Here is a 24233-nt window from a genome sequence, read left to right on the forward strand (position 1 = left end):
CTGTCGGCCGCGTCGCTGGCCTTGTTGCTTGCCGCATGTCTTGTCACGGCATCCAGTCTGCGTGCCGACGTCGCGGAAGAACTGTCCGCATCTTCTCGTCTGGTTGAGCTGATGCTCCGCCTCAACTCGGTAGGAGAGCGGGGAAGCGAGCCAATTGCAGCATTGGTCGAAGGCGGGCGTCTTCGTCATGTTCAGGTGGTGCTCGGTCGTTCAGATTTGGAGCAACCGTTCCCTTCCGTGACACTTTCCGGGCCTGCCGGTTGGGCGTACCGGCTGGCTGTTGGCGCTCATGCAGCGCCTGAAATACACCGGGTTGACGTGGGCGGGGGAGAAGCCGTGTTCATCCGCGCGGATCCGCGCAACGAGATCGAGGAAATCATGGCTGACGGTACGCGGATCCTGTCGGTACTGCTGCTCTTCTCGATGGGTTCCATTCTGGCCGCCTGGTTTGCCACCGACAGGGCGCTGCGCCCGGTGCGCGCGCTGGAGGACGGGTTGGCGATGCTGGCACGTGGTGAGTCACGTCCAGTGCTGCCCCGATTCGAACTCAAGGAGTTCAGCCGCATCGCGGCGTCAATCGAGGAGCTTGCGGACGCGCTCGTCCACTCGCGCGCAAATGAACGAAGGCTTGGTCGCTGCATCATGGCCCTGCAGGAGGCGGAACGATGTGAACTGGCACGCGAGTTGCACGATGAGTTTGGTCAATCCCTGACGGCAATCGGCGCTGCAGCTGCTTTTGTCGAGATGCACTCGACAACGGCCGATCCGAAAATTCTCGCCGAGTGTGCGCGTGATATTCGCGCCGAGTCGGGGCGGATGTCGACGCATGTGCGTGGTCTGCTGCGTGAGCTTCGCCCGCATGGGCTTGAAGGGCTTGGTCTGCGTGAAGGGGTGCGCGAGTTGATCGATGCGTGGCGTCAGCGCTCGACCGGGATTGCGGTCGACGTGACATTGCCGGCGGCCTTCCCGCAACTGGGTGCGGATGCCGGCCTCGCGCTTTATCGGACCGTGCAGGAGGCGCTCACGAATGTAGTGCGTCACGCGGGTGCGAACAGGGTTCGCGTCGGAATCGAAGTCGAAGCGGAGATTCTGGTGCTGACAGTAGAGGATGACGGCAGGGGACGTGCGGCGGAAGTACTGCACAACGCACGAGGCGGGATACTGGGGATGCGAGAGCGGGCCGAGATGGTCGGTGGGACGTTGCGGATCGGTGACTCGTCTCTCGGGGGACTGGGCATCAGCCTCGGTTTGCCACTCAACAAGACTGGAGACAACAAGGATGATCAGGATTCTCCTGCTGGATGATCACGCCGTGGTCAGAACGGGCTACCGCCGGTTGATTGATGCCGAGGACGGTCTGCAGGTCGTTGCGGAGGCCGCAACCGCAGACGAGGCGTACTGCTGTGTGCAGCAGGGCGGAATCGACGTGGCGGTGGTCGATCTGAGCCTGCGCAAAGGTAGCGGTGTCGAGGCCATACGGCGGATGCTGTCGCGCGACCCCAGTCTCAAAGTGCTTGTGTTGTCAATGCATGACAACGCCGGTTTCGTGACCCAGGCGATGCGGGCCGGTGCATTGGGGTACCTGACCAAAAGCAGTGAGCCGGCCGAGATGCTCAGTGCGATCCGGATGGTTGCCAAGGGCCGTCGAATCCTGTCGGCGGACATCGCACAGGTGCTTGCTTCTGCCACCCTGGATGGAGATCAGCTGCTGAACCGGCTCACTCCGCGCGAATTCGAGGTGTTGCGAATGGCCGCGACCGGCGAGCCTGCGAGTTTGATTGCCGACCAGATGCATCTCAGTCACAAGACCATACTCAATCACCTGTCTGCGATTCGGCAGAAGCTTGATGCGGAGAACGATTTCAAGCTGTTCCGTGTTGCTGCCCGCCACGGACTGGTGGATTTCGCCGTCGAGGCCTATTGTTAGCCGATTCGCCGTCATCGCGTAGCACCACGTTCTCTTAAGTTCCATTTCCAAACACAATCCTAAATAAGGAGCTCCATGATGATAATCGTTAGATCAGTTGCGGCAGTTGCAATGTTCGCTACGGTTGCCGGCGCATATGCCGCTGACCCCTTGGCCGATGCCGAGATGACCAAGCTTGCGTCGGTGAGCGGGTGCCTGACCTGTCACAGCATCGAATCCGGCAAGCCCGGCCCGAACGGCATGGCCCCAATCGGGCCGGCGTGGCAGGACGTGGGCAAGCAGTATGCAGGCAAACCCGGCGCAGGCGAATTCCTGACGCGCATCGTGCTCGAAGGCTCGAGTCCGTACAGCAGCCACTGGAAGGGAAAGGTCAGCGGTCTGTCGATGCCGCCCAACGCAGTGGCGATTACAGAAGGCAACGCGCGCCGCCTGGTCGACTGGATTCTTGCGCTGGGTAAATGACTCGGCTCGCATGTCCATGCGCAGACCGTACTCGTGGTCTCGCACGGATGGCATCGTTGCAAGCGGGCGTCTGCGCCCGCGAGCGGAATGGAAACAGGCCCTGACTTTGCACGCGCAAAGCAGGGCCTGTTTCCATTCTTCGTGGTTCAGAGGATCACGGTGATCTCTTCGCGCCGGATCAGCTCTTCGCCGAAGGCCGTGGCGTCCAGTCCCAGCGCGTCGCGCGCCGTCACGATGCCTACAGGCCGTCCATCGGGCGCAACGACCGGAAGGTGACGGAACCCGCCTTCGTACATCATGTGGAGCGCATGACCGAAGGGATGGTGTTCGCCGATGGTCTGCGGGTTGTGGGTCAGGACGGCGCCGACTGGCGTCAGGTCGGCGTCGAGCCCGGCCGCCAGTACGCGGAAGGTGGCGTCGCGCTCGGTAAAGATGCCCGTAAGCACGCCATGCTCCGTCACCAGCGCGGCGCTCTCATTGTGCTGAAGCATCAGGCGGGTGACATCGCGCACTGGCATGTCGATCGATACACAGACGAATTTGCGGTCGTTGATGACGTGGTGGATGGGGCGGCTCGGCATGATCTGTCTCCTGTGCTTGTTGTGGGTCGTGCGTAACGCGATTCGTCACAACGGGTACGGCCCCGGGAATCGTGCGGTGAAGATCATGGCGAGGTCGGCGGGGGCTGCAGCTCTTGTGTGACATCACGGCGATAGACAAGCTTCAATCATGCCAGGATCGATGCTTGACGAAAGTAAATGTCAAGGCTCTGATTTGTCTCGGAATAGTCCATTGTGCTGTGCGTCATGGTCGGCTCGAAGGCGGAAAGTCACGAACCGAAAAGGTGCGGAAGGAGGATTCCCGCACGGTCGTGGTGCGGTCTTATCACCATGTTTTTATTATGGTTTTTAGTTTTTGGCATGGGTTGTTTCGCAGCGCCGAAAAGATGGGCAGCACCTGTGGACATGAAAGTTTAGCCCTGATATTTTGATGGTTAAATCAACTTTTCGGCAGAGGGCTCGCATGACCATTGAGCAATCATCTCCATCATTTCGGTCGCCGGCGAACCTTCTCTACCATGCATTGATGTCGGGGTGCGGGCTCATTGCCGCACTGCTCTTTGGTGCGATGGGTTTGCTCGTCTGTGCTGACGTGTTCATGCGCAACCTCGGTCTCGGTTCCCTGCCGTGGAGCGTCGAGGTCACCGAGTACATGCTGATGCTTGCCACCTTTGTTGCCGCACCGTGGCTGCTCTACGTCGGCGACCACATCCGTATCGACATCCTGTTGCGGGCCTCATCGGCCCGGGGTCGGTGGCGGCTTGAGCTGCTGACCGATTGTTTGGGTTTGCTGATCTGCGCCGTGCTCGCGTGGCAGTGCGTGGTGGTGGCGATCGACTCGGCACAGCAGGACAGCATGGTGTTCAAGGTACTGATATTTCCCGAGTGGTGGCTCAACCTGCCGATGGGTTTTGCCTTTGTCCTTCTGACATTCGAGTTCGCACGCAGAGTGTATGCGGTGGTACGTCACCGCGGAGGACGTTGAGATGGAGTGGCAGTCTGCACTCTTGCTAATGCTGGGCGTCCTGTTTGCGCTGATGCTCATCGGAGTGCCCGTCGCATTCGGGTTCCTTGGCGTCAACCTGCTTGGCGCCTGGATCTTTCTTGGCGGCGAGGCGGGACTCGGACAGTTGGTGCGTAATTCTGTGGGGTCGATCAGCAGCTTTTCGCTGACTCCGATCCCGCTCTTCGTACTGATGGGTGAGGTGTTGTTTCATAGCGGTCTGGCCTACCGCGCGATCGAGGCCATCGAGCGTCTGATCACCCGCTTGCCTGGGCGCCTGTCGGTCGTTGCAGTGTTGGGAGGAACGACTTTCGCGTCCCTGTCGGGGTCGACCATAGCCAATACGGCAATGATGGGCGGCACCTTGTTGCCGGAAATGCTGCGACGAGGCTACCACCCGACGCTGGCCATGGGGCCGATCATGGCGGTGGGCGGCATTGCAATGTTGATTCCACCATCGGCGCTGGCGGTGATGCTTGGTAGTCTGGCCGGCATCTCCATCGGGCAACTGCTGATTGGCGGCATCCTGCCCGGCTTGGTGATGTCGGCCGGCTTTCTCGGCTACGTGATCCTGCGCTGTCGTGCACACCCGGAGCTCGCGCCCGTCGATGCATTGGAAGGTGCGGAAATCGCAGGTTGGGCACGCTGGTGGCCTTTCCTGCGCGACGTGGTTCCGTTGTTGGGTATTTTCGTCGCGGTGGTGGGAAGCATGCTTGCCGGATGGGCGTCGCCGACCGAGTCGGCGGCAATCGGTGCCATGGCTTCAGTGTTCGCGACGATGGCATATCGCGTATTGACGCTACGTGCGCTGTCGAGAGCGCTAATGGAAACCGCGCGCATTTCGGTCATCATCCTTTTCGTGCTTGTGGCCTCCACCACCTTCTCGCAGTTGCTCAGCTTCTCGGGTGCGACGTCAGGGTTGCTCGGGCTGGTCTCCGAACTCGAGCTGTCGCCGGTGATGCTGGTCCTTGGCATGCTGCTTCTGTTGCTGATCCTTGGCTGCGTCATTGATCAGGTCAGCATGATGATGATCACGCTCCCTTTTTTTATGCCTCTGGCAAGCGCGGCCGGCATCGACCCGGTGTGGCTCGGGGTGATGATGCTGATCGCGATGGAGATGGGGTTGCTTACACCGCCGTTCGGCTTGCTGTTGATGGTCATGCAGAGTGTTGCACCCGCGCATATCCGCCTGCCGCAGATCTATGCCGCAGCGACCCCTTTCCTTGTTATCGAGTTGATTGTCCTCAGTTTGATTTTTGCTCTCCCAAGTCTGGCAGTTGGCCTGCCGCGCTTGATGAGCTGACCGTTTCTAACCCGATTGCACTACCCCCTCGGAGATTCGCTATGCAGAAGAGAACCGGAGTATTCGTAGCGAGCGTGCTGTTCTCGCTGGTCGCAACGTCCGCCCAAGGGGCGGAGATCACGCTAAGAGCGATTAGTGCTTTTGGCAAGGACACCTTTTTCTCGCAACGCTTTAACGCTTTTGTCGAAAAGGTTAACGCCGAGGGCAAGGGCATCATGCAGATCCGGGTAATTGGCGGCCCCGAGTCGATGCCGCCATTTGAGGTCGGAAACGCGGTGCGTGCCGGGGTTGTGGACTTTGCAAACAGCACTGGCGTGTTCCATGCCAACATGGTGCCCGAGGCACTGGCGATGACGCTCGCCGAGAAGCCAATGGCGGAGATTCGAGCCAATGGCGGGTACGCGCTGCTGGATGGCATTCACCGTCAGAAGGCGAACATGGTCTGGCTGGCACGCGTGTCGGACGGGTTGGATTACCACATCTACACGACGAAGAAGCCTGAGGGCAGCGACTTCTCAGGCTTCAAGTTGCGCAGCGTACCGGTTTATCGCGCATTCTTTCAGTCGATAGGAGCGGCGCCGCTACAGGTGCCACCCGGCGAGGTATATACGGCACTTGAACGTGGCGTGGTCGATGGTTACGGGTGGCCTTCGGTCGGGATGTTCGATCTTGGCTGGCAGGAGAAGACCAAGTATCGGGTGGAGCCCGGCTTTTACAACGTCGAAGTCAGTTTTTTCATGAATCAGAACACCTGGAAGAAGCTCGATGCTACGCAGCGTGCCTTCCTTGACAAGCAGGTTGCCTGGGTGGAGTCGCAGAACGCGAAGGATCTGGCGATTGCAACAGATGAAAAGACAAGACAGGCAAAGGCTGGCATCAAGACCTTTGCGCTGCCAGAGAGCCAGGTCAATCTCTTCCGGGCAAAGGCCTATGAGGCTGGCTGGGCCGGGATCGAACAGGCCAGTCCGCAGAACGCGCAGAAGCTCAAAGCTCTTTTCAGCAACGGCCGCTGACGGCCCGCCAGGTCTTCAGCATGGCCCGTTCAGCTCAGTGTTGCGTTGGCAAGCTTGAGCCCGAAGCCGATGAACAGTCCGCCCACGCCACCGGTGGCCGTGGCGGCAAGACGGCGACGGCGGCGGAACTGGCGGGCGAGGTGTACCCCGCCGAAGATCAGCGCCGACAGATAGAGCGCGCTGCAGGCCTGCACGATGATGCCGAGGATGAGGAAGGACAGGCCCGGCCAGGCGTAGCCCGGGTCGACGAACTGGATGAAGAAGGAAACGAAGAACAGGATCGCCTTGGGGTTCATCAGGCTGATCATCAGCGCGGTGCGGAAGGGCTTGCTCGCGTTGGCGACGGGGGCGGCGGTGTCGTCGGGCGCCTCGCTGCGTTTTCTCCAGTTGGCGAGCGAACTGCGCAGCAGGCTCAGGCCCACCCAGGCCAGGTAGCCGGCACCTGCGTACTTGATGACCATGAAGAGTTCGGGCGTCGCGCGCAGCAGCGAGGCGGCGCCGGTCGTGGCCAGCAGCATCAGGATCGTATCGCCGACAAAGATGCCGCAGGCACCGCGATAGCCTGCGGCCACGCCCTGGCGGGACGCGAGCGCCATCACGTAGAGCGAGTTGGGGCCGGGCAGCAACACGATGAAGATCGTGCCGAGGACGAAGGTCGTAAGGTCGGTGATGCCGTAGAACATTTGATGCTCCTGCCAGATAATCGCACTGCGATCAGGCACTTGGGGGAGTGCGCCGAGTCGTGATCATATCAAGCATCGTGCCTGCCATGGAATCTCGCCCGCTCATCCTGGGGCGCCGGTCCTTCAGAGCCCTCGCGCCCACGCCGGACGCAGACGAGTATGCCCGGGGTCTGCAAGGGCAGCACGAATCTGCGCCAGCAACCGTTCCTTTTCGGCTCCCAGGGTGCCCTTGAGCACCAGCCAGTTGCTGGCATGATCGGAGCGGAACACCGTGCGGCGCAATTCAAGCTGCGACAGGAAACGTTCCATCTCTGCAATCAACCCGTGCTGGTCCAGCGGCTCCCATTCCGGAAATCCGGCACGAAAACGGGCTTCGCCGGTCGGGAAGCTCACCACCAGAGTGGCCAGAAATTCGGGCTGGGTCGCGTTGGCGAGGCGTGCCGAGTGGTCGGCATGCTGGTCACTGAAGATCTGGCCGCCGAGGCCGTTGAGAATCATCACCGAGCGCGTGATGCCGGCCGAGCCGAGCTTGTCCAGTGCCGCGCAGGTGGTCTCGAAGGTCTCGCCCTTGTTGACCCGCGCGAGCACTTCGTCGTCGCCCGATTCGGCGCCGAGATAGGCCAGCGAAAGCCCGGCTTCGCGCAGGGCGCGCAGTTCCTCGACCGATTTCTTCGCCAGATTGCGGGCCAGACAATAGCTCGACACCCTGCGCACGGCCGGCATCTCGCGCCGGATGGTTTCGAGAATGCTCAGCAGGCGCCGGGTCGGCAGGACCAGTGCGTCGCCGTCGGCCAGAAAGATGCGCCGGATGCGGTCGCCATAGCGTGTGCCGGTGTGGCGAATGCTCTCGAGTACCTCGTCCTCGCTGCGGGCGCGAAACGCTTTTTGCGGCGCGGTGTACATCTCGCAGAAGGTGCATTTGTTCCACGAGCAGCCATCGGTGACCGGCAGGATCAGCGAGTCGGCTTCGCTCGGTGGGCGAAACACGGGTTCGACATAGCGGATCGGAATGCTCATGGCGCAGGCTCAGTGGCTGGAGACGACCCGCATTGTCTCCGCTTGGGCGACATCGGCTCAAGCGCTTTGGCGCCAATGGCCTCCGCGAGGCGGTCGTCCCGCCCGCGGAAAGGATGAGTCAGGCGTCTTCCAGGATCAGCACGATCAGCTCTTTCGGGCCATGCGCGCCATAGGCCAGGGTTTGCTGGATGTCGGCGGTCTTGGACGGGCCAGACACCAGCAGCGCGTTGGTCGGCAGGCCCTCGGCCCAGGACTGTGCCTGCAGTACGGAGTAGAGGTTGTCGTACACCTCGCTTGCCTTGAGCAGTGCGATATGCAACGGCGGCACCAGGCTCATCAGCCGCGGTTCGGCGGTGGTCGGCCACAGGATCAGGCTGCCGGTGGCGGAAATGCCGCCAAGCGTGCCGGTGAGGCTGGCCGGGGTGCCGAAGAAGAGCTCGTCCTTCCACGCCTCGACCGGACGGTCGTAGCTTTTCAGGCGAACGGACTTGCCAATGGCTGCAATATGGGCGGCGAACTGCTGGCCGTGCGGGGTGTCGGGCGAGATCAGCAATTCATCGATTCCGCGCGCGGAAAGGGCGTCGACGACCCGCGCAGGCCAGCCGTCTGTCGTGGTGAGATGGGTTTCTCCATGCACTGCCTCAAGCAGTTCGCGCAGGCGCGGAATGCGTTGTTCGGGCGCGTAGGTCCAGGGCGTGGTGACCAGCGCCTGGTCGTAGTCGTCGGCGATCGGTGTGGTGCCGGCGAGGCTGCGTCCGAGTTTGGCGAGGATGCGTTCCTTGGCGCTCATTCAGTCTTCTCCCAGATGTTCGCGGGCCAGTTCATGGAGGCTGCGCGGGGCGGCTTTCGGGGCGCTGTGGTGCTCGGTCCATGGGCCCAGTTTGGGCGGCGTCAGTGCGCTCAGGCGCGTGGCTGCGAGGTTGAACAGCCGGTACAGCCGTGGCGAGGTGTTGAGCAGGCGCCAGCCTTTCCACGCCAGGCCCTCCGCGCGTGAATACTTGCTGCCCTGGCCGCGCATGTGCCTGGGTTCGTCGTCGGGCGCGCGCACGTTCTCTTCGCGCAGGCGGCGCAGGATGGCGGGGATGGGAATCTTCACCGGGCACACCTCGCCGCATGCTCCGCACAGCGAGGATGCGCTGGGCAAGTCCTTCGTTGCTTCCAGTCCGAGCATGTGGGGGGTGATGATCTTGCCGATGGGGCCAGGGTAGACGGTGCCGTAGGCGTGGCCACCGATGCGGGTGTAGACCGGGCAATGGTTCATGCATGCGCCGCATCGGATGCAGTTCAGGGTCTGGCGCAGTTCGCTGTCGGCGAAGGCTTGGCTGCGACCGTTGTCGAGCAGCACCAAATGCACCTCCTGCGGACCGTCGAGTTCTTCCGCCTTGCGTGGGCCGGAGATCACGTTCACATAGGTGGTGATGGGCTGCCCGGTGGCGGAGCGGGTGAGCAGCGACAGCAGTGGCACCACGTCGCGCAGGTTTTCCACCACTTTCTCGATACCGGTCACCGCGATGTGCACCGGTGGCACGGTGGTCGACATGCGGCCGTTGCCTTCGTTTTCCACCAGCAGCAGCGAGCCGGTTTCGGCAACGGCGAAGTTCACCCCCGATACGCCGATGTCGGCCTCGTAGAACTTGCGTCGCAGGGTCTCGCGGCCGATCTGGATGAGTCGGTCGACATCCTCGGTGTAATCGACCTCGAGCTTGTCGTGAAACAGCGAGGCGACTTGTCCCGCGTTGAGATGGATGGCCGGCATGATGATGTGTGAGGGCTTCTCGTTGCCGAGCTGGACGATGAATTCGCCCATGTCGGATTCGAGGCAATCGACGCCGTGGCCCTCGAGGTAATGGTTCATCTCCATTTCCTCGCTCACCATCGACTTGCCCTTGATCACCTGCCTGGCCTCGTGTGCGCGGACGATGTCGTGCACGATGGCATTGGCCTCGTCGACCGTCTCCGCCCAATGCACCTTGACGCCATTGCGGGTCAGGTTGGTCTCGAGGCGTTCGAGCAGTTCGGGCAGCTTTGACAGCGCCCGCGCACGTACCGCATTGCCGAAGCTGCGCAGGCGCTCGAGCTCATCGCCGTCCGGGAACTGGGCGGCGCGCTTGGCCATGAGGAAATCCATCGCGCCACGGAAATTCCTGCGCAGTTGGGCGTCATGGACCGCGTCGTGGGCACGGCACTTGAAGGTCATCGGGATGGCGGGCGCGTTCATGATTGACCTCCGTCCGCCTTGCCGCCGGAGCGGCGCAACAGAAAGCTCGCCAGGTGTTCGCCACGCAGGCGCTCGTATTGCTTCTCGAAGGCGCCGTTGATGTTGAGCAGGCAGCCGCAGTCCGCGCTGACCACTTCCGCCGCGCCGGAGCCCTTGAGGGCCGCAGTCTTGTCGCGGACCATGGCGCCGGCGATGTCTGGCATGCGCACGCTGAAGGTGCCGCCGAAACCGCAGCATTCGCTCTCGTGATCGTGATCCACGCGTTCGACCTGCTCGAGTTGCGCAAGCAGGGCGCGGCCGTGCACATGGGTGCCCATCTCGCGCCGGGCCGAACAGGATGTGTGCAGTGCCACCTTGACCGGGGCGCCACGGTCTTCGAGCCTGATCTTGCACACCTCGAGCAGGAACTCGGCCAGTTCATAGGTGCGCGCCGACAGCGCGTCGACCTGTTTTAGGGTGTCGGGCTCGCCGGCGAACAGTTCGGGGTAGTGATGGCGGAACATCCCCGCACACGATCCGGAGGGCACGACGACCGGCCAGTCCCGGGCAAACAGGGCGAGCTGCGCGCGGGCTACTTCACGTGCGTCGTCAGTGTAGCCCGAGGTGTAGGCAGGCTGTCCGCAGCAGCTTTGTCCCTGCGGGAAATGCACCCTGATGCCTTCGCGCTCGAGCAGACGGATGGCGTCCATGCCGGCGTCGGGAAAGAACAGGTCGAGCACACAGGTGCCGAACAGATAGACGTCGGAAGGTTTCTGTTCGGGGTAGGTTCGCGCCGCCGCCAGGGGCGGCGCCAGCCGGGTTGCATTTGAGGCCGTATTCGAAGTGCCGTTGCTCATGAGCTGCTGTCTCCGTCCGATTCTTCTGTTGTCGCCGAGAGGCGCATGCGCAGCGGTCTTCGCCACCGCTGCCGCCAGCGACGTCCGGCGCGCGACCTCGGTCATGGGGTCGCGCGCTGAAAGGGCATGTCGTGCGCTACTTGCCGAGCAGCGGATCGCTGACGCCAAGGAGGTTAATCGCGATCAGCGCAATCACGCCAGTGGTGATTACATAATAGAGCGTCGGCCACAGCGTCTTGCGCAGTGTCGCGCCTTCGCGTCCGAGCAGGCCGACCGTCGCCGAGGCCGCCACCACGTTGTGGATGGCTACCATGTTGCCCGCCGCCGCGCCGATCGCCTGGATCGCGACGACCAGGGCACCGGAGATGCCAAGCGTCGTAGCCACGCCGAACTGGAACTGGCTCAGCATCATGTTGCTCACCGTGTTCGATCCGGCGATGAAGGCGCCCAGCGCGCCCACGCTCGGTGCCAGCAGGGGATAGATGTGGCCCACGCTGTCGGCCACCCACTGCGCCATGGCAATCGGCATGCTCGGCAGCGATCCGGCGTTGACCCCGGAATTGATCAGGATGCGGACCATCGGCACGGTAAACAGCAATACGAAGCCAGCACCCAGCAGCACGCGGGACGACTCGCTGACGGCCTTCACCAGCGAACGCGCGTGCATGCGATGGAGGAAGACGGTCGCAATCACGACGGCGACCAGGATACCGCCGGGCAGGTAGAGCGGCATGAAATTGCCGCCGACGCCTTTCTCGCCGAGGAGATCGGGGAAAACCATGACCACCGACTTGAGCGCCCCGCCCACATCGGGGAACACGCGGCTGATCACCAGCAGCGCGCCGACCAGTACGTAAGGCAACCACGCCCTGACCGTGCTGATTCTGTGATGACGGGGCAACTGGTCGAGCTTCATCTCCACCGTGCCCAGCCACTCGGCAGGCCATTCCTTCGGGTCGGCGAAGTCCCACGTCGTCCTCGGGACGAGAAAGCCGTAGTGCGCGGCGGTGGTCACGATCGCGAGGCCGACGAGACCGCCCAGCAGCGACGGGAACTCGGGGCCGAGAAAGACGCCGGTGGCGGCGTAGGGCAAGGTGAAGGCAAGACCGGCGAAGAGTGCGAAGGGCAGGACTTCGAAGCCGGCTTTCCAGCTCTTCTCCTTGCCGAAGAAGCGCGTCAGCATCAACACCATGATGAGCGGGATGAAGGTGCCGACGATGGCGTGAATGATTGCCACGTTGCTGGTGATGAGCTGCAGGAACTGCGCCCAGCTCGAACCGTGTTCGACGAGCTGGGCGCCGATGGTCGCGCTGTCGAGCCCGCTATTGACCCCGATGATGATCGGCGTCCCCACCGCACCGAAGGACACCGGCGTGCTTTGCACCAGCATGCCGAGCATGACCGCGGCCATGGCCGGAAAGCCGATCGCGACCAGCAGCGGCGCCGCGATTGCCGCCGGGGTGCCGAAGCCTGACGCGCCCTCGATGAAGCAGCCGAACAGCCACGCGATGATGATGGCCTGGACGCGGCGGTCGGGGCTGATGGTGGCGAATCCGCTGCGGATGGTGCTGATTCCGCCCGAATATTTCAGGGTGTTGAGCAGCAGGATGGCGCCGAAGATGATCCACAGCACGCCGATGGTGATGACGAGGCCCTGAAGCGTTGAAGCGAGGATGCGGTTGATGCTCATGTCCCAGGCGAACAGGCCGATGGCGGCGGTTACTAGGTACACCACGGGCATCGCATGCTTGGCGGGCCAGCGCAGGCCGACGAGCAGGATAGCCGCAAGCAGAATGGGCGAGAAGGCCAGAAAGGCGAGGGTGCCGGCCTGCATGTCAGCGCTGCCGCTCGACAGTGGATCGGTGGTGAACTGCTCGGAACAGCGGCGGCAACGTCTTCATATCGGTTCTCCTCGCGTGGATCTGATTCATTTGTTGGTAAAGTGGTAATACCAATTGACAAAATGCCGACCTAGACTAGAAGACCGGGTCAGGACTGTCAATTCTTTTGATCCGTGCATTCATTGTGTGCATCGCAGGCGTGGTGTCTTGCGATCCGGTGCCACCGTGCGTAGATTGGCCGGGTGCGGGGCCAAGGGCCGTGCGTGGTCCCCCGCGGTGGGCGCGACAGCAAGGGTAACGGGAGGAGGGTCAATGAAGTCGGGTCAATTGCAGCAGCGTCGCTTGTCCGACGACATCGTCGAGCGTCTGGAAGCAATGATTCTCGAGGGCACGCTGGGTGCGGGCGAACGCCTGCCGGCGGAGCGCGCGTTGGCGGAAACATTCGGCGTGTCGCGCCCGTCGGTGCGCGAAGCGATCCAGAAAATGAGTGCACGTGGGTTGCTGAACAGTCGCCACGGCGGCGGCACCTTCGTCGCCGATACGCTCGGGTCATCGTTTCGCGATCCGCTGCTGACCTTGCTCGAAAACCATCCGGAAGCGCAGAACGACCTCATCGAGTTTCGGCATACGCTCGAGGGGTCATGCGCCTATTATGCGGCGCTACGTGCCACCGAGCCGGATCGCGCCCGCCTGAGCGCTGCTTTCGATCGCCTCACCGAATGTTATGCGCGCGAGCGCAAGGTAAGCCGCGCCGAGGAAGGCACGGCCGATGCGCACTTTCATCTCGCCATTGCCGAAGCCAGCCACAATGCGGTTTTGCTGCATACGATCCGCAGCCTGTTCGAACTGCTCAAGCGCAACGTGGTGACCAATATCGGCGGCATGTACCCGCAGAGCGACGAAGTCAGGGGCATGCTGATGCAGCAACATGCCGAGCTCTACCGCGCGATCATGGAGCGCCGCGCCGAGGATGCGCGCAACTGCGCCTGTGCTCACCTCGACTACGTGCAGAAGGTGCTCTCGGACGTCCAGCTCGAGGCAAGCCGTACCGAGCGTGCGCGCCGTCGTCAGGCCATGGCCTGAGGCAGCGCTGCAGGCTTCAGTCGTGCTCGACGGCGATGGCCGGCGCGGCGGATGGCCACACTCCCCGATCCAGGGCGCGGCTGCCATCGAAGGCCAGCCAGCTCTGAGCGCCGTAATGTGGCAGGGGACGCTGCAGCGCACGCAGTGCGTTTTCGTCCGCAGCCGAGATCACGGCCAGCGGCGCGCCGTGTGTGCCCTGCACCGTCCATACCTGTGCGCTGCCCTGGCGTCCGGGCGGGCTCGGGCGGGGCGGCAGACCCGCCTGTGCAAGCGTGGAATCGATGGCATCGCTGCGGCCGATCAGCAGCACCGGCGCGTCGCCGTGCCACGCTTCCTGCGCCGGCCCTTCGTGTGGGGCGCGCTCGAGCAGCGCGTGCGCCAGTGTTCTTGCCGCTGCGGCGAAAGCGTCGGTTGGCTTGGCCTGCGCATCGGCAATGACCAGGCGCGGTGCGCTTGCGGTCACCCATTGGCGCAGGATCGGTGCCAGCTCCGCGCCGTCGAGCTGACGCCAGACGCGCAACTCCGGGTCGAGGCGGACGTGAGTTGGCATCTCGTCGAGCAGCAGTTCGAGCTGCTGTGCGCGACGGTTCATGGTGATTTGCCGGGATTCGATGCGGTCGGGATAGATCAGCGCTACCGGTAGTGACAGTGCATAGGGTGGCGCGGACTGCACCAGGTCCAGTGTGAGCCGGGCGACACCGTTGTCGGTGTGCGCGCGGGCGCGGTCGATACGCACCGCCGGCGCGTCCGCACGCTGCAGCCACTGCGCGAAGAATGGACCCAGATCCCGTCCGGAGACTTGTTCGAACGCCGCGCGCAAGTCGTGCCAGCCGGCGACCTGGAAGCGCTGCTGCGACCAGAAACGGCGAATGCCGCGCTCGAACGCGTCGTCGCCAATGAGGTCGCGCAGCATCACGAACAGCATCGCCGACTTGCCGTAGCCGACCGCGGCAGCAGCCCCATGGGTGCGCGAGCGGAAGGCCGCCAGCGCCTGCCGGTCCTGCACCGGTACGGCGGCGAAGTCGCGCAGCCAGCCCTGGCGCATCGCGCTGGCGGCTGTCGGCGAGGTATCTTCCTTGAACGCCAGGTCTGCCATGAAGGTGGTCAGCCCTTCGGACCAGTTGCCGCTGCGGTAGTCGACGAGGACGCCGTTGCCCCACCAGTTGTGCAGCACTTCGTGTCCCAGCGAGGTGGCGCGGATGAAGGGCAGCTTGAGCACGTCGGCGCCGATGTAGGTCAGCGTGGGCATGCCGAATCCGGTGGGCAGCGGGCTCGCGACTACGGAGAAGCCGTCGAAGGGATAAGGGCCGATGGCCTCGCTGTAGCGCGCGATATAGCGCGCAGAATCCTCGAGATAGGCCGTGGCGAGACCGTCGATGGCGTCCAGTGCGGCCGGGAAGTAGGTGCGCAGGCGCAGCGGCTGCGCATCCGTGCGCGGCAACAGGTGTTCGCGCACGGCCCAGGGACCGGCCATGAGGTCGATGCCGTCGGCGACTTGAGAAAACTCGAACGCGGCGCGATAGCGGTCGTCGCCATCTGCCGGTGTCGATTCGGTTTGCAGGCGTCCGGCCACCAGCGCACGCTGGCTGCCTGGCACCGACAACGCGACGCGGTAGGTGAACAGCGGCCCCGGGCGGGGATACCAGGCGCCGCTGGCGGGGAGAAAACTCCCCGCGGGAGAGGACATCGGCTCGAGTTGACGCAGCACAGCGCGATGGTCGAGTCCAGGCTCGAGTGCCGGCAGAATGCCGCTGTACTGCAGCCTCAAGTCGCCGCTGGCCGTCGTCATGACGCGCCATTCCACCCATGGACCTTCCGTGCCCGATTGCGTCACGCGCACGGCTTTGCCCGCCACGCTCGCAGCATTGACTGCGAGCGACCGGTGCAGGACGAAGCGGAAATCGCGCGCCTGTCCTCTCAGTGTGGCCGTCGCCGCCATGCTGCGCGTGTCGGGATCGAGTGTGAGCTCGAGGTCGACCGATGGCAGCGGCGCCGATGCCACGCTTACCGCTGCAGAAAAAACCAGCAGCAACGCCGCGCCCAGCCGGGCAACACGGCTGAGCGTGCGTGTAGCCAGCCTGTTCATGACCTTGCGGGGAAGCGGACCACCACCTCGATGGTGTCGCTGCCGCGCTTGACCTTCATCGGCAGCCAGGTGCCCGCGGGTTGGGAGCGAATGGTCGCAATCAGGGCTTGCACCTTGGGGGCGGTGGCGCCGGCGGCCTCGACGATGACATCGTTGGCACGCAGGCCGGCGGTGTCGGCCAGGCTGCCAGGTGTCACCTCGGCGATTCTCACGCCCTCGGGATGGGTGTCGAGTCCTACACCGAGCCGGGGGGGCGGGGGGGTGTCACGCACGACGGGCGGAATGGAGAAGAGTGCGTCGGCCAGCCCCGCCGGAATGTCCGCACACGGGGTGGCGGAAGGGAGCGGCAACAGGGCGCCGACATTGCGGATGCCGAGGTCGCGCAGCTGGTGCGGAACGCCATGGCCGCGCTGGATGTGCCCGCTGCCCATGATGCCCACCACCAGCGGGCGACTGCCCTCGCCGGCGTCACTGCGGGAGCGGCTTGCCAGCGCTTCGGCCATGGCACGATCCCACAGCAGCTGGGCGTCGACGAAGTTGCGGAAGGCCGGATCATTGCGATCGGGCGTGGCGCCGCTGCGGCGATGGGCTCGCATGTCGAGATGCGCACGGTGGATGTCGAACAGTTCGTCAACATAGGCAGGCAGCGGGGCCGCGGGCTGTCCCACGCCCTCGCGCATCGACATTGGCACTGCAGCCCAGCCGCCGGACGATGTGGCGCGGACCAGTGGCTGGTCGACATTGAGTGCCAGCATCGAAATGCGGTTCAGGCGCGCGAACTCGAACAGCGGCATGTAGAGCGAGGCCGGCAGTTTCCACACCGTGTCCCATTCCGCCAGCTCGAGAAAGCGCGACTCGCTCAGCGTGCCCGCGACCCATTGATCGAGCACCGCTTGCAGTCGGCGCGGGAACATCTCGAAACCGATGACCATCCGGGTGCGTTGAGCGTGCAGTGCGGCCAGGGTCTGGAGCTGCCAGCGGTGATGGTCGGCATCGTCATGCTGTTCGCCCAGCAGCACGACATCCTTGAGCGCCATCGCGGCCAGCGTGGCCGGGCCGGGGGTTGCGCGCACGCCCCCGGCTTCGGGAACCGCCCAGGTGGCGGGCGGTATGCAGCTGGCTGTGGTGTCGCTGTCGGCTGCGCGGGCGAGCCCGAAGGCCATCGCACCGCTCAGGGTGGCGCAGGCAAGCAGGAGCGGGCGAAGGGATGATTTGCGCATGGGCTCGAAAATTCTTGAAAGACGAATAGAGCATATACCGTGCAGGCGAGTTCCGGCGGCGGTGACGCGGCCTGCGTTTGCGCTCGGCGATGCCATGGCAAGCGAACAATTGAAACCGGTGCACGCTATGCTCCCCGACGTCCCTCACGCACGTCGCGCCACCATGTCCAAATCAGCTGCCGCCACCATCCCGACGCAGAATTGCGAGGCGCCTGCCAGCGTGAGTCTGTGGGAGGCGGTCCTGTTCTGGCTGAAATTGGGCTTCATCAGCTTTGGCGGCCCCGCCGGGCAGATCTCGATCATGCATGCGGAGCTTGTCGAGCGCAGGCGCTGGATCAGCGAAAGGCGTTTCCTGCACGCCCTCAATTACTGCATGCTGTTGCCAGGCCCTGAGGCGCAGCAACTGGCCACCTACCTGGGCTGGCTGCTGCATCGCACCTGGGGCGGCGTGGTGGCGGGTGTGCTCTTCGTGCTGCCGTCGCTTTTCATTCTGATTGCGCTGTCGTGGATCTATATCGCGTTTGGTCAGGTCGGGCTGGTTGCAGGCCTGTTCTACGGCATCAAACCCGCAGTCACGGCCATCGTGGTGCAGGCGGCCTGTCGCATCGGTTCGCGGGCGCTGAAGAACGGCGTGTTATGGAGCATCGCGGCGGCATCTTTCGTTGCCATCTTTGCGCTCGGGGTACCGTTTCCGTTCATCGTTTCCGGTGCGGCGCTGACAGGCGTCATCGGCGGACGCGTCGCGCCCGGTTCATTCGGTGCGAACCACGGGGTTGCCGCGGTCTCTGCGTCGGCCCTGCCCGCGATCGTGGGTGACGATACACCGACGCCGGCGCACGCCCGCTTCAGCTGGCGGCGGCTGGCCACCGTGCTGGGGTGCGGTGCGTTGTTATGGCTGGTGCCGATGGGCGCGCTGACGGCGATCTATGGCTGGACGCATACGCTGACGCAGATGGGATGGTTCTTCACCAAGGCTGCGCTGCTCACCTTTGGCGGCGCGTATGCGGTGCTGCCCTACGTTTATCAGGGTGGCGTCGTGCATTACGGCTGGCTCGGTGCTGGACAGATGATCGACGGCCTCGCGCTAGGCGAAACCACGCCGGGGCCATTGATCATGGTGGTCGCGTTTGTCGGCTTCATCGGTGGCTATATCGGCGAACTGTTCGGACCCGGGCAGCAGTTTCTCGCCGGGGCGGTCGCGGCGATACTGGTAAGCTGGTTTACCTTTCTGCCATCCTTCCTGTTCATTCTGGCCGGTGGGCCGCTGGTGGAAGCCACCCACGGCGATCTCAAATTCACCGCGCCGCTGACGGCGATTACTGCTGCGGTGGTCGGCGTGATCCTCAATCTCGCACTGTTTTTCGGCTATCACGTATTGTGGCCGGAAGGCTTCGGTGGTGGGTTCGACGGACCCTCGGCGTTGATCGCGGTGTTTGCGGCGACGGCGCTGTTCCGATTTCGCGTGCAGGTGATTCACGTCATCATGGCTTGCGGACTGCTGGGTCTGGTGGCGCGCACGATCGCTGTCTGAAGGGCGGACGACAGATCCCGGCCCCGGTCGGGGGGCGGAGTGGTTACAATCTTATGCGTATGGCAGGTGTGATACCTGCCGCTCACCCGGCTTGGGCGCATTCTTCGGCGCCGGTCGGCCACGACACGAACAAGGAGGCAAGCATGGCTGCATTGCTCGACAACGTTGATCCGGATGGTCTGCTCGAATACTCGGTGGTCTATACCGATCGCGCGCTCAACCACATGTCAAAAGCGTTCCAGGGCGTGATGCGCGATCTTTCCGCGATGCTCAGGCGTACCTACCACGCCGACGCAGTTGCCATCGTCCCCGGCAGTGGCACGTTCGGCATGGAGGCCGTCGCGCGCCAGTTTGCGACCGGTAAGCGCGCGCTGGTGATCCGCAATGGCTGGTTCAGCTACCGGTGGTCGCAGATTTTCGATATGGGCCGCATTCCCGAAGCCTCAGTGGTGCTCAAGGCACGGCCGGTGAGCGCTGGTCCGCAGGCGCCCTTCGCGCCGGTGGCGATCGAGGACGTCGTCGCCGCCATCCGCCAGCACAAACCGGACGTGGTGTTTGCTCCGCACGTCGAGACCTCGGCGGGCATGATCCTGCCGGACGACTACCTCAAGGCGGTGGCCGATGCGGTGCACGCCGAAGGCGGTCTGTTCGTGCTCGACTGCATCGCCTCGGGCACGATCTGGGTCGATATGAAGCAGACCGGGGTGGACGTCCTGATCAGTGCACCGCAGAAGGGCTGGTCGGCGTCGCCGTGCTGCGCGATGGTCATGCTCAGTCCGCTCGCGCGCGAGCGCATCGAGACCACGTCGAGCACCAGCTTTGCCTGCGACCTGAAGAAGTGGTTGCAGATCATGGAGGCCTATGAAGGTGGTGCCCACGCCTACCATGCCACGATGCCGACCGATGCGCTGGTGAAGCTGCGCGACACCATGCGCGAAACGGAAGCCTACGGCCTCGAGCGCGTGCGTGCGGAGCAGATCGAGCTCGGTACCAAGGTGCGTGCGCTGCTTGAGCAGCGGGGGTTCCGCAGCGTCGCCGCGGACGGTTTCAAGGCGCCGGGCGTGGTGGTCAGCTACACCGAAGACGACGGCATCCGCACCGGCACCAAGTTTGCCGCCGTCGGTGTCCAGAGTGCGGCCGGTGTGCCCCTGCAGTGCGATGAACCCGCCGATTTCAAGACCTTCCGCCTTGGCCTGTTCGGTCTCGACAAACTCCACAATGTCGAGCGAACGGTGGCACATCTGGCGACGGCGCTCGACAGCGTGCAATAGGGTATTGCACTGAAGGGTATTGCACTGAAATCGAGCGGCCGGTCGATACGGCTGGTCGGCTGTGGTGTTCGCGCCGATTTGCCGGTACAGGCTCGGTGTGCGGAAGCCTGGGCGCAAACGTCCTGCCGAGAGGCGGGGGCACTGAAATGCGCTGGCCTGACGGCCGGAGCCCGTCCGACGGTATCAGTGCGGTGTGACGACTGCGGTCGATGACTTAGCGGTGAGCGTGGCGCAGCGGATGGGCCAGTCGGGTCATCACGGTGCCAATCATCACCTTCACGCGCTGCACAGCGACGCCGGTCAGGCGGTTGACTTCCTCGCTGCGGAGGCGGTTGGCCTCCCGGAGGATTGAGTCGATCTGGTCACGGTTGTAGTCCATGTTGATGCTCCTTGAGATAGCTCCCGTCGTGTGGGAGTGATGCAAATTTACCTTGCGTGCTGCAGCGCAACAAACGATGATTTGTCATCTGACGAATTAGAAAATCTCATCTGTATGGTCGAACGACTGCCTCCGCTCAATGCACTGCGCGCTTTCGAGGTGGCTGCCCGCCATCTCAGCTTCCGGCGTGCAGCCGACGAGCTGGCAGTCACGCCGACTGCCATCAGCCACCAGATCCGCGGTCTCGAGGAGCATCTCGGCGTTTCCCTGTTTCGCCGCCTGACCCGTGCGCTGGAGCTGACACCCGAGGGCGAGGCGATGCTGCCGAAGGTGCGCGAGGGCATGGACTGCTTCGCCGCAGCGGTGGCCTCAGTTCGCGACTTGGTGCCCGACCCGCGCCTCGTGGTCTTGGCACCGCCTTCGCTCGCGCTACGCTGGCTGCTGCCCCGATTACAGCGCTTTACCGACATGTATCCCCAGGTTGAACTTCATCTGTCGGCTTCGGCTGCGATGATCGATCGCGGCGATGCAGCAGTGGTAGCGATGCCGGAAGTGCGCCCGGCGCGGAGCGAAACGCCCGAGATCTGGATCCGCAACGGCTTTGGCCGTTATCCTGGCTACCAGGTCGATTTCATGCTGGCGCCGGACTACACGCCGGTGTGCAGTCCGCAGCTGCTGCGCGCCAAGCTGCCGCTACGAAAGCCCGAGGACATCCGTTACCAGAAGCTGATCCATGACGACACGATCCAGGACCTGCAGGAGCGGCCGAGCTGGGCGGAATGGCTTAAGGTCGCCGGCGTGAGCAACGTCGATACCACGGGTGGCCTGCACTTTACCGACTCCGGGTTGGCCATCGCGGCCGCCCTTGGTGGCTATGGTGTCGCCCTGCTGTCACGCCCCTTGGTAGCTGCCGAAATCGCGGCCGGGCAGCTGATTGCGCCTTTCGACATTTCGCTCGGGCGGCGTTTTGCCTACTACATCGTCACCCCGCTGGATCTGGCCGACCGTCCGATGGTTGCAGCATTCCGACGCTGGCTCCTGGCTGAAGCGGGAGAGTCGTCTAAAGCGCCGCATCAAAAAGATAACTAGGTTATCTTGCTCCGGTGTGATGACAGCTACCGGAAGGCCGTAATCGGAATTAAGTCGGGTAGTGACGAATAGATTCAAGGTCCTTTTCGAAAGCCATGTTTATCAAGTTGTTCGTCATCCGCAGAGATGTGGCGGGTCAGGTTGGGTCACTCCCACTCAAGGGCGTAGAAATAATCTGTCGAATTTCAGAAGGATCTTTCCACTCTGACAATAACAATCATGTTTGGTTTTCTTTCTGCATTTTCCAATTCCGTAGGTAAGTCGTTGAGCTTATGAGCCCAATGTCCGACATAACGAACCTCTCTGAATGTTGCGCTGAAGTATTGCCTCAATGCACTCGTAAATGAATCACCGATAACCCAGATGTACATATCCGACAGCGGTCTGTCGTTAGTCGCAATACTGGATGGTCCGAATGTACTCGGTTGCTCGTTTGGAATGCCAATCTCTGTCAGTAAGGGATTCTCCTTCAAGATAACATCCCAACTATCTTCTGCGTGTAAGGGAAAATCGTTCAGTTTCGAAAGTCCAATCAGGTCTGCGCTGCGAGTTGATCCAGCCTTGAATTCGACTTTTGGAATGGGTAAGTCGAATAGTCTTGAAAAGCCAGAGTAAGTGAGAAATGCTCCTCGGTTGTTCCAGTGTGTATCAGTCATCCAATAAAGATACTCGCCTGAACTCTTCTGAGAAATCAAGTCATTCGTTGGGTCGTAGACAGTAAGGTCCGGGATTTCCTTAAGCTTCTCCAAAAAGAAGCTACTGTATTTTCTGGGTGAAGGGGTGATTTCATCAGGTAAATACTCTGGGTAAATGCTTGCCTTGTTCGGGGCGACAATCAAAGCAAGCTTTGTATTGTGCTTGGATCCCGTTGTAGCAATTCTTGAAAAGATCTCTTTGGTTTTATCCACCTCGGTATCGCTAGGGGTAGTGGCCAGTTTGATTTTTGCGACCGTGTTGTCGTAGGCGTTTCCCAAATACAGCCAATCGTTCTTTCCTCTATACCAGGAGAGCGAAGATCCTAATGCGTGCTCAAATCCTTTTCGCTTGATTGCCAGTTTTTCATAGCGATGGGATTCTGAAAAATCGACATTACGAAATGCGAAGCCAGTGACGCCAATTGAAAGAATTAACCCGCAAAGCGCGGCGGTTTTTAATCTGGCCCTTTTGTTGCCAATTCTGAAAGGTTTTTCAATTAGCCTTGTCGTGAGCCACGCAAGCACAACTGAAATCAGTATCGCCGTGATGCGTGTTCTTATTCCAGGCTCTTCGTTCTCAATTATTCTTGAAAATGAAAGCAGTGGCCAGTGCCAAAGATAGAGAGGAAAGCTAATTAACCCAAACCAAATGGCGATCCTGCTGGAAAGAAGGTTCCGGTTAATCCAGGCCTGGGGGCCTGCCATGATTATCAAGACGGCGCCTAGAACGGGAATAACAGCCCATTTCCCTGGAAAGCTGAACTCCTTGTTTATCCTCCAGAATCCGTAGGCTAGAAGACAGCATCCGGATAGCGAGAGAATATTCAAGGTCAAGTTGCCTTTTGCCTCAATTTCCTTTTCATATATCAGCCTGGAAATAAATATGTCAATCTTCAATTTGACAATCGAAAGTGTGTCCTTTTTGTAAATGGTAAGCCAGGCTAGAATGCTCCCGCATAGCAACTCCCAAAATCTTGTTTTTGGGGAGTAAAAGGTGGCGATTGAATCTTGCTTGACTCCTTTTATGTTCAGGTAAATGGAAACAAGCGCCACGATGGACGTGAGGGTAAGCAGATTAAAATTTCTCTTCCACGCAAGCCATAGAAGCAGAGGCCAGACGATATAGAACTGCTCTTCGATGCCTAAGCTCCAAAGATGAAGGAGTGGTTTAGTCTCTGCGGCGTTGTCGAAGTATCCTGCCTCGCCCCACAAAACAAAGTTGGAGACAAAGCCAGCGCCAGCGGCTATGTGCGTACCTAATTGGTTAAGCTCATCCGGAGTCAGGATCAACCAGCCGGCCGCCAGGCAAACCAACAGGACAACCGCCAATGCTGGAAAAATTCGTCTAACACGTCGTACGTAGAACTCGGAAAAGCTGAATGTTTCATTGTCCAGATTCTCAAAAATGATTGTAGAGATCAGGAATCCGGAAATGACGAAAAATATATCAACGCCTATAAATCCGCCTCTTATCCAAACGGGAAAAGCGTGAAAGCCTATGACGGCCAGAACAGCCACGGCTCTCAATCCGTCGATGTCAGGCCGATACTTTGGATGTGAGAGATGAGAAAATGCTTTAGTCATTGATTCGGAATTCTTGCCGCGGGCCTTTGTGATGGCTTAGCGGTCCAATAGGGTAAGGGAGATTGTAGAGATTTTGTTGCAGGGCAACTCGAATGACCGGGTGCGTCAATGAGCTCCGGCGTGCAACCATGAACGCGATCGAATTGGTGTCAATTACTCTGGAGAATTGCCGCATTTCCAGGCGGTCTGGCCTTTCTTCCGCGAGTTGGTCCGGGATCGGTAATCTCGGTCATTCTTGGCTTCAGAATGTTCGGTCGGCATCAGCACGGATATGGACTAACTACTTGAGGTTACAGATCGCGAACCATCTCTTCGACGACTGCGACTCTATCCTCGACCTGTTCACGTCTTGGAGAGGCTTTTGTTATGCAACCTCTGGATTTAGGGTTCATGGTGGGATCCGTGTCAGGCGTTGATTTTGGGTCGTTCGGG

Annotated in this window: 21 protein-coding genes; 10 read left to right on the forward strand and 11 right to left on the reverse strand. The window is 61.7% G+C overall.

The genetic code is table 11. From position 1 onward, the window contains the following. Window positions 1-336: 336 nt before the first annotated feature. The 3 genes from J5J83_RS21770 to J5J83_RS21780 all read left to right on the forward strand — a co-directional run bounded on the left by J5J83_RS21770 (window position 337) and on the right by J5J83_RS21780 (window position 2389). Window positions 337-1305: a histidine kinase gene (locus J5J83_RS21770; protein WP_212352239.1), complete on the forward strand. Its 969-nt coding sequence runs from the start codon at window positions 337-339 to the stop codon at window positions 1303-1305. After that, a complete protein-coding gene (locus J5J83_RS21775; protein WP_212352241.1) occupies window positions 1280-1927 on the forward strand; it encodes a response regulator transcription factor in 648 nt (215 codons plus the stop codon). Before J5J83_RS21770 ends, J5J83_RS21775 begins: the two co-directional genes overlap by 26 nt. Window positions 1928-2038: 111 nt before the next feature. Next, window positions 2039-2389: a c-type cytochrome gene (locus J5J83_RS21780; protein ID WP_249115814.1), complete on the forward strand. Its 351-nt coding sequence runs from the start codon at window positions 2039-2041 to the stop codon at window positions 2387-2389. A 146-nt stretch (window positions 2390-2535) separates the two neighbouring features. On the opposite strand, the gene J5J83_RS21785 is transcribed toward J5J83_RS21780, so the two are convergent. Continuing rightward, window positions 2536-2970, reverse strand: a complete 435-nt coding sequence (locus J5J83_RS21785; protein WP_212352247.1) for a CBS domain-containing protein — start codon at window positions 2968-2970, stop codon at window positions 2536-2538. A 442-nt stretch (window positions 2971-3412) separates the two neighbouring features. Here J5J83_RS21785 and J5J83_RS21790 point away from each other — a divergent pair, with 442 nt between their 5' ends. The 3 genes from J5J83_RS21790 to dctP are packed head-to-tail and all read left to right on the forward strand — an operon-like array spanning window position 3413 to window position 6268. Beyond that, window positions 3413-3934, forward strand: a complete 522-nt coding sequence (locus tag J5J83_RS21790) for a TRAP transporter small permease (RefSeq protein ID WP_212352248.1) — start codon at window positions 3413-3415, stop codon at window positions 3932-3934. Between the two features lies 1 nt (window position 3935). Further along, window positions 3936-5255, forward strand: coding sequence for a TRAP transporter large permease (locus J5J83_RS21795; protein ID WP_212352250.1), 1320 nt, complete (start codon window positions 3936-3938; stop codon window positions 5253-5255). A 41-nt stretch (window positions 5256-5296) separates the two neighbouring features. Further along, window positions 5297-6268 (forward strand): TRAP transporter substrate-binding protein DctP, encoded by a 972-nt coding sequence (dctP, locus tag J5J83_RS21800; RefSeq protein WP_212352253.1) that lies wholly within the window; start codon window positions 5297-5299, stop codon window positions 6266-6268. Window positions 6269-6297: 29 nt separating this feature from the next. On the opposite strand, the gene leuE is transcribed toward dctP, so the two are convergent. The 6 genes from leuE to J5J83_RS21830 all read right to left on the reverse strand — a co-directional run bounded on the left by leuE (window position 6298) and on the right by J5J83_RS21830 (window position 12856). Then, window positions 6298-6951, reverse strand: a complete 654-nt coding sequence (gene leuE, locus J5J83_RS21805; RefSeq protein WP_212352255.1) for a leucine efflux protein LeuE — start codon at window positions 6949-6951, stop codon at window positions 6298-6300. 123 nt (window positions 6952-7074) lie between these two features. Continuing rightward, window positions 7075-7968, reverse strand: a complete 894-nt coding sequence (locus tag J5J83_RS21810; RefSeq protein WP_212352257.1) for a radical SAM protein — start codon at window positions 7966-7968, stop codon at window positions 7075-7077. A gap of 118 nt (window positions 7969-8086) precedes the next feature. Then, entirely contained in the window at window positions 8087-8758 is a 672-nt protein-coding gene (locus J5J83_RS21815) for an LUD domain-containing protein (protein WP_212352259.1), read from the reverse strand. After that, window positions 8759-10186: a LutB/LldF family L-lactate oxidation iron-sulfur protein gene (locus J5J83_RS21820; protein WP_212352261.1), complete on the reverse strand. Its 1428-nt coding sequence runs from the start codon at window positions 10184-10186 to the stop codon at window positions 8759-8761. It lies immediately after the preceding gene. Next, a complete protein-coding gene (locus J5J83_RS21825) occupies window positions 10183-11022 on the reverse strand; it encodes a (Fe-S)-binding protein (RefSeq protein WP_212352263.1) in 840 nt (279 codons plus the stop codon). Before J5J83_RS21825 ends, J5J83_RS21820 begins: the two co-directional genes overlap by 4 nt. 136 nt (window positions 11023-11158) lie before the next feature. After that, window positions 11159-12856: an L-lactate permease gene (locus tag J5J83_RS21830; RefSeq protein ID WP_212352265.1), complete on the reverse strand. Its 1698-nt coding sequence runs from the start codon at window positions 12854-12856 to the stop codon at window positions 11159-11161. 319 nt (window positions 12857-13175) lie between these two features. Between J5J83_RS21830 and J5J83_RS21835 the strand changes: the two genes are divergently transcribed. Further along, window positions 13176-13946, forward strand: coding sequence for a GntR family transcriptional regulator (locus tag J5J83_RS21835; RefSeq protein WP_212352267.1), 771 nt, complete (start codon window positions 13176-13178; stop codon window positions 13944-13946). 16 nt (window positions 13947-13962) lie between these two features. Here the strand turns inward: J5J83_RS21835 and J5J83_RS21840 are convergent, their stop codons facing one another. Together J5J83_RS21840 and J5J83_RS21845 are read right to left on the reverse strand one after the other, a co-directional pair. After that, on the reverse strand, window positions 13963-16032 hold the full coding sequence (locus J5J83_RS21840) for a M1 family aminopeptidase (protein WP_212352269.1): 2070 nt from the start codon (window positions 16030-16032) through the stop codon (window positions 13963-13965). Further along, complete coding sequence (locus tag J5J83_RS21845) at window positions 16029-17252, reverse strand: ChaN family lipoprotein (protein WP_249115815.1); 1224 nt, start codon at window positions 17250-17252, stop codon at window positions 16029-16031. The genes J5J83_RS21840 and J5J83_RS21845 overlap by 4 nt, the downstream gene beginning before the upstream one ends. A 163-nt stretch (window positions 17253-17415) precedes the next feature. On the opposite strand from J5J83_RS21845, the gene chrA reads away from it, so the two are divergent. Then, a complete protein-coding gene (gene chrA / locus J5J83_RS21850) occupies window positions 17416-18783 on the forward strand; it encodes a chromate efflux transporter (RefSeq protein ID WP_212352271.1) in 1368 nt (455 codons plus the stop codon). Window positions 18784-18926: 143 nt separating this feature from the next. After that, entirely contained in the window at window positions 18927-20054 is a 1128-nt protein-coding gene (locus J5J83_RS21855; protein WP_212352273.1) for an aminotransferase class V-fold PLP-dependent enzyme, read from the forward strand. A 214-nt stretch (window positions 20055-20268) separates the two neighbouring features. Here the strand turns inward: J5J83_RS21855 and J5J83_RS21860 are convergent, their stop codons facing one another. Continuing rightward, entirely contained in the window at window positions 20269-20433 is a 165-nt protein-coding gene (locus J5J83_RS21860) for a hypothetical protein (protein WP_212352275.1), read from the reverse strand. A gap of 114 nt (window positions 20434-20547) precedes the next feature. On the opposite strand from J5J83_RS21860, the gene gcvA reads away from it, so the two are divergent. Beyond that, a complete protein-coding gene (gene gcvA / locus J5J83_RS21865; protein ID WP_212352277.1) occupies window positions 20548-21522 on the forward strand; it encodes a transcriptional regulator GcvA in 975 nt (324 codons plus the stop codon). A gap of 185 nt (window positions 21523-21707) precedes the next feature. Here the strand turns inward: gcvA and J5J83_RS21870 are convergent, their stop codons facing one another. Next, a complete protein-coding gene (locus J5J83_RS21870; RefSeq protein WP_212352279.1) occupies window positions 21708-23801 on the reverse strand; it encodes an acyltransferase family protein in 2094 nt (697 codons plus the stop codon). Window positions 23802-24233 lie beyond the last annotated feature (432 nt).

The organism is Azoarcus sp. L1K30, assembly GCF_018122735.1.
In the GTDB taxonomy this organism is placed as follows: domain Bacteria; phylum Pseudomonadota; class Gammaproteobacteria; order Burkholderiales; family Rhodocyclaceae; genus Parazoarcus.

Coding starts and splice junctions, on each gene's coding strand:
- gcvA (WP_212352277.1), top strand. CDS start 20,548: ATGGTCGAACGACTGCCTCCGCTCAATGCACTGCGCGCTTTCGAGGTG.
- J5J83_RS21775 (WP_212352241.1), top strand. CDS start 1,280: ATGATCAGGATTCTCCTGCTGGATGATCACGCCGTGGTCAGAACGGGC.
- J5J83_RS21790 (WP_212352248.1), top strand. CDS start 3,413: ATGACCATTGAGCAATCATCTCCATCATTTCGGTCGCCGGCGAACCTT.
- dctP (WP_212352253.1), top strand. CDS start 5,297: ATGCAGAAGAGAACCGGAGTATTCGTAGCGAGCGTGCTGTTCTCGCTG.
- J5J83_RS21820 (WP_212352261.1), bottom strand. CDS start 10,186: ATGAACGCGCCCGCCATCCCGATGACCTTCAAGTGCCGTGCCCACGAC.
- J5J83_RS21835 (WP_212352267.1), top strand. CDS start 13,176: ATGAAGTCGGGTCAATTGCAGCAGCGTCGCTTGTCCGACGACATCGTC.
- leuE (WP_212352255.1), bottom strand. CDS start 6,951: ATGTTCTACGGCATCACCGACCTTACGACCTTCGTCCTCGGCACGATC.
- J5J83_RS21825 (WP_212352263.1), bottom strand. CDS start 11,022: ATGAGCAACGGCACTTCGAATACGGCCTCAAATGCAACCCGGCTGGCG.
- J5J83_RS21815 (WP_212352259.1), bottom strand. CDS start 8,758: ATGAGCGCCAAGGAACGCATCCTCGCCAAACTCGGACGCAGCCTCGCC.
- J5J83_RS21785 (WP_212352247.1), bottom strand. CDS start 2,970: ATGCCGAGCCGCCCCATCCACCACGTCATCAACGACCGCAAATTCGTC.
- J5J83_RS21855 (WP_212352273.1), top strand. CDS start 18,927: ATGGCTGCATTGCTCGACAACGTTGATCCGGATGGTCTGCTCGAATAC.
- J5J83_RS21860 (WP_212352275.1), bottom strand. CDS start 20,433: ATGGACTACAACCGTGACCAGATCGACTCAATCCTCCGGGAGGCCAAC.
- J5J83_RS21840 (WP_212352269.1), bottom strand. CDS start 16,032: ATGAACAGGCTGGCTACACGCACGCTCAGCCGTGTTGCCCGGCTGGGC.
- J5J83_RS21870 (WP_212352279.1), bottom strand. CDS start 23,801: ATGACTAAAGCATTTTCTCATCTCTCACATCCAAAGTATCGGCCTGAC.
- J5J83_RS21830 (WP_212352265.1), bottom strand. CDS start 12,856: ATGCAGGCCGGCACCCTCGCCTTTCTGGCCTTCTCGCCCATTCTGCTT.
- J5J83_RS21780 (WP_249115814.1), top strand. CDS start 2,039: ATGTTCGCTACGGTTGCCGGCGCATATGCCGCTGACCCCTTGGCCGAT.
- J5J83_RS21810 (WP_212352257.1), bottom strand. CDS start 7,968: ATGAGCATTCCGATCCGCTATGTCGAACCCGTGTTTCGCCCACCGAGC.
- J5J83_RS21845 (WP_249115815.1), bottom strand. CDS start 17,252: ATGCGCAAATCATCCCTTCGCCCGCTCCTGCTTGCCTGCGCCACCCTG.
- J5J83_RS21795 (WP_212352250.1), top strand. CDS start 3,936: ATGGAGTGGCAGTCTGCACTCTTGCTAATGCTGGGCGTCCTGTTTGCG.
- chrA (WP_212352271.1), top strand. CDS start 17,416: ATGTCCAAATCAGCTGCCGCCACCATCCCGACGCAGAATTGCGAGGCG.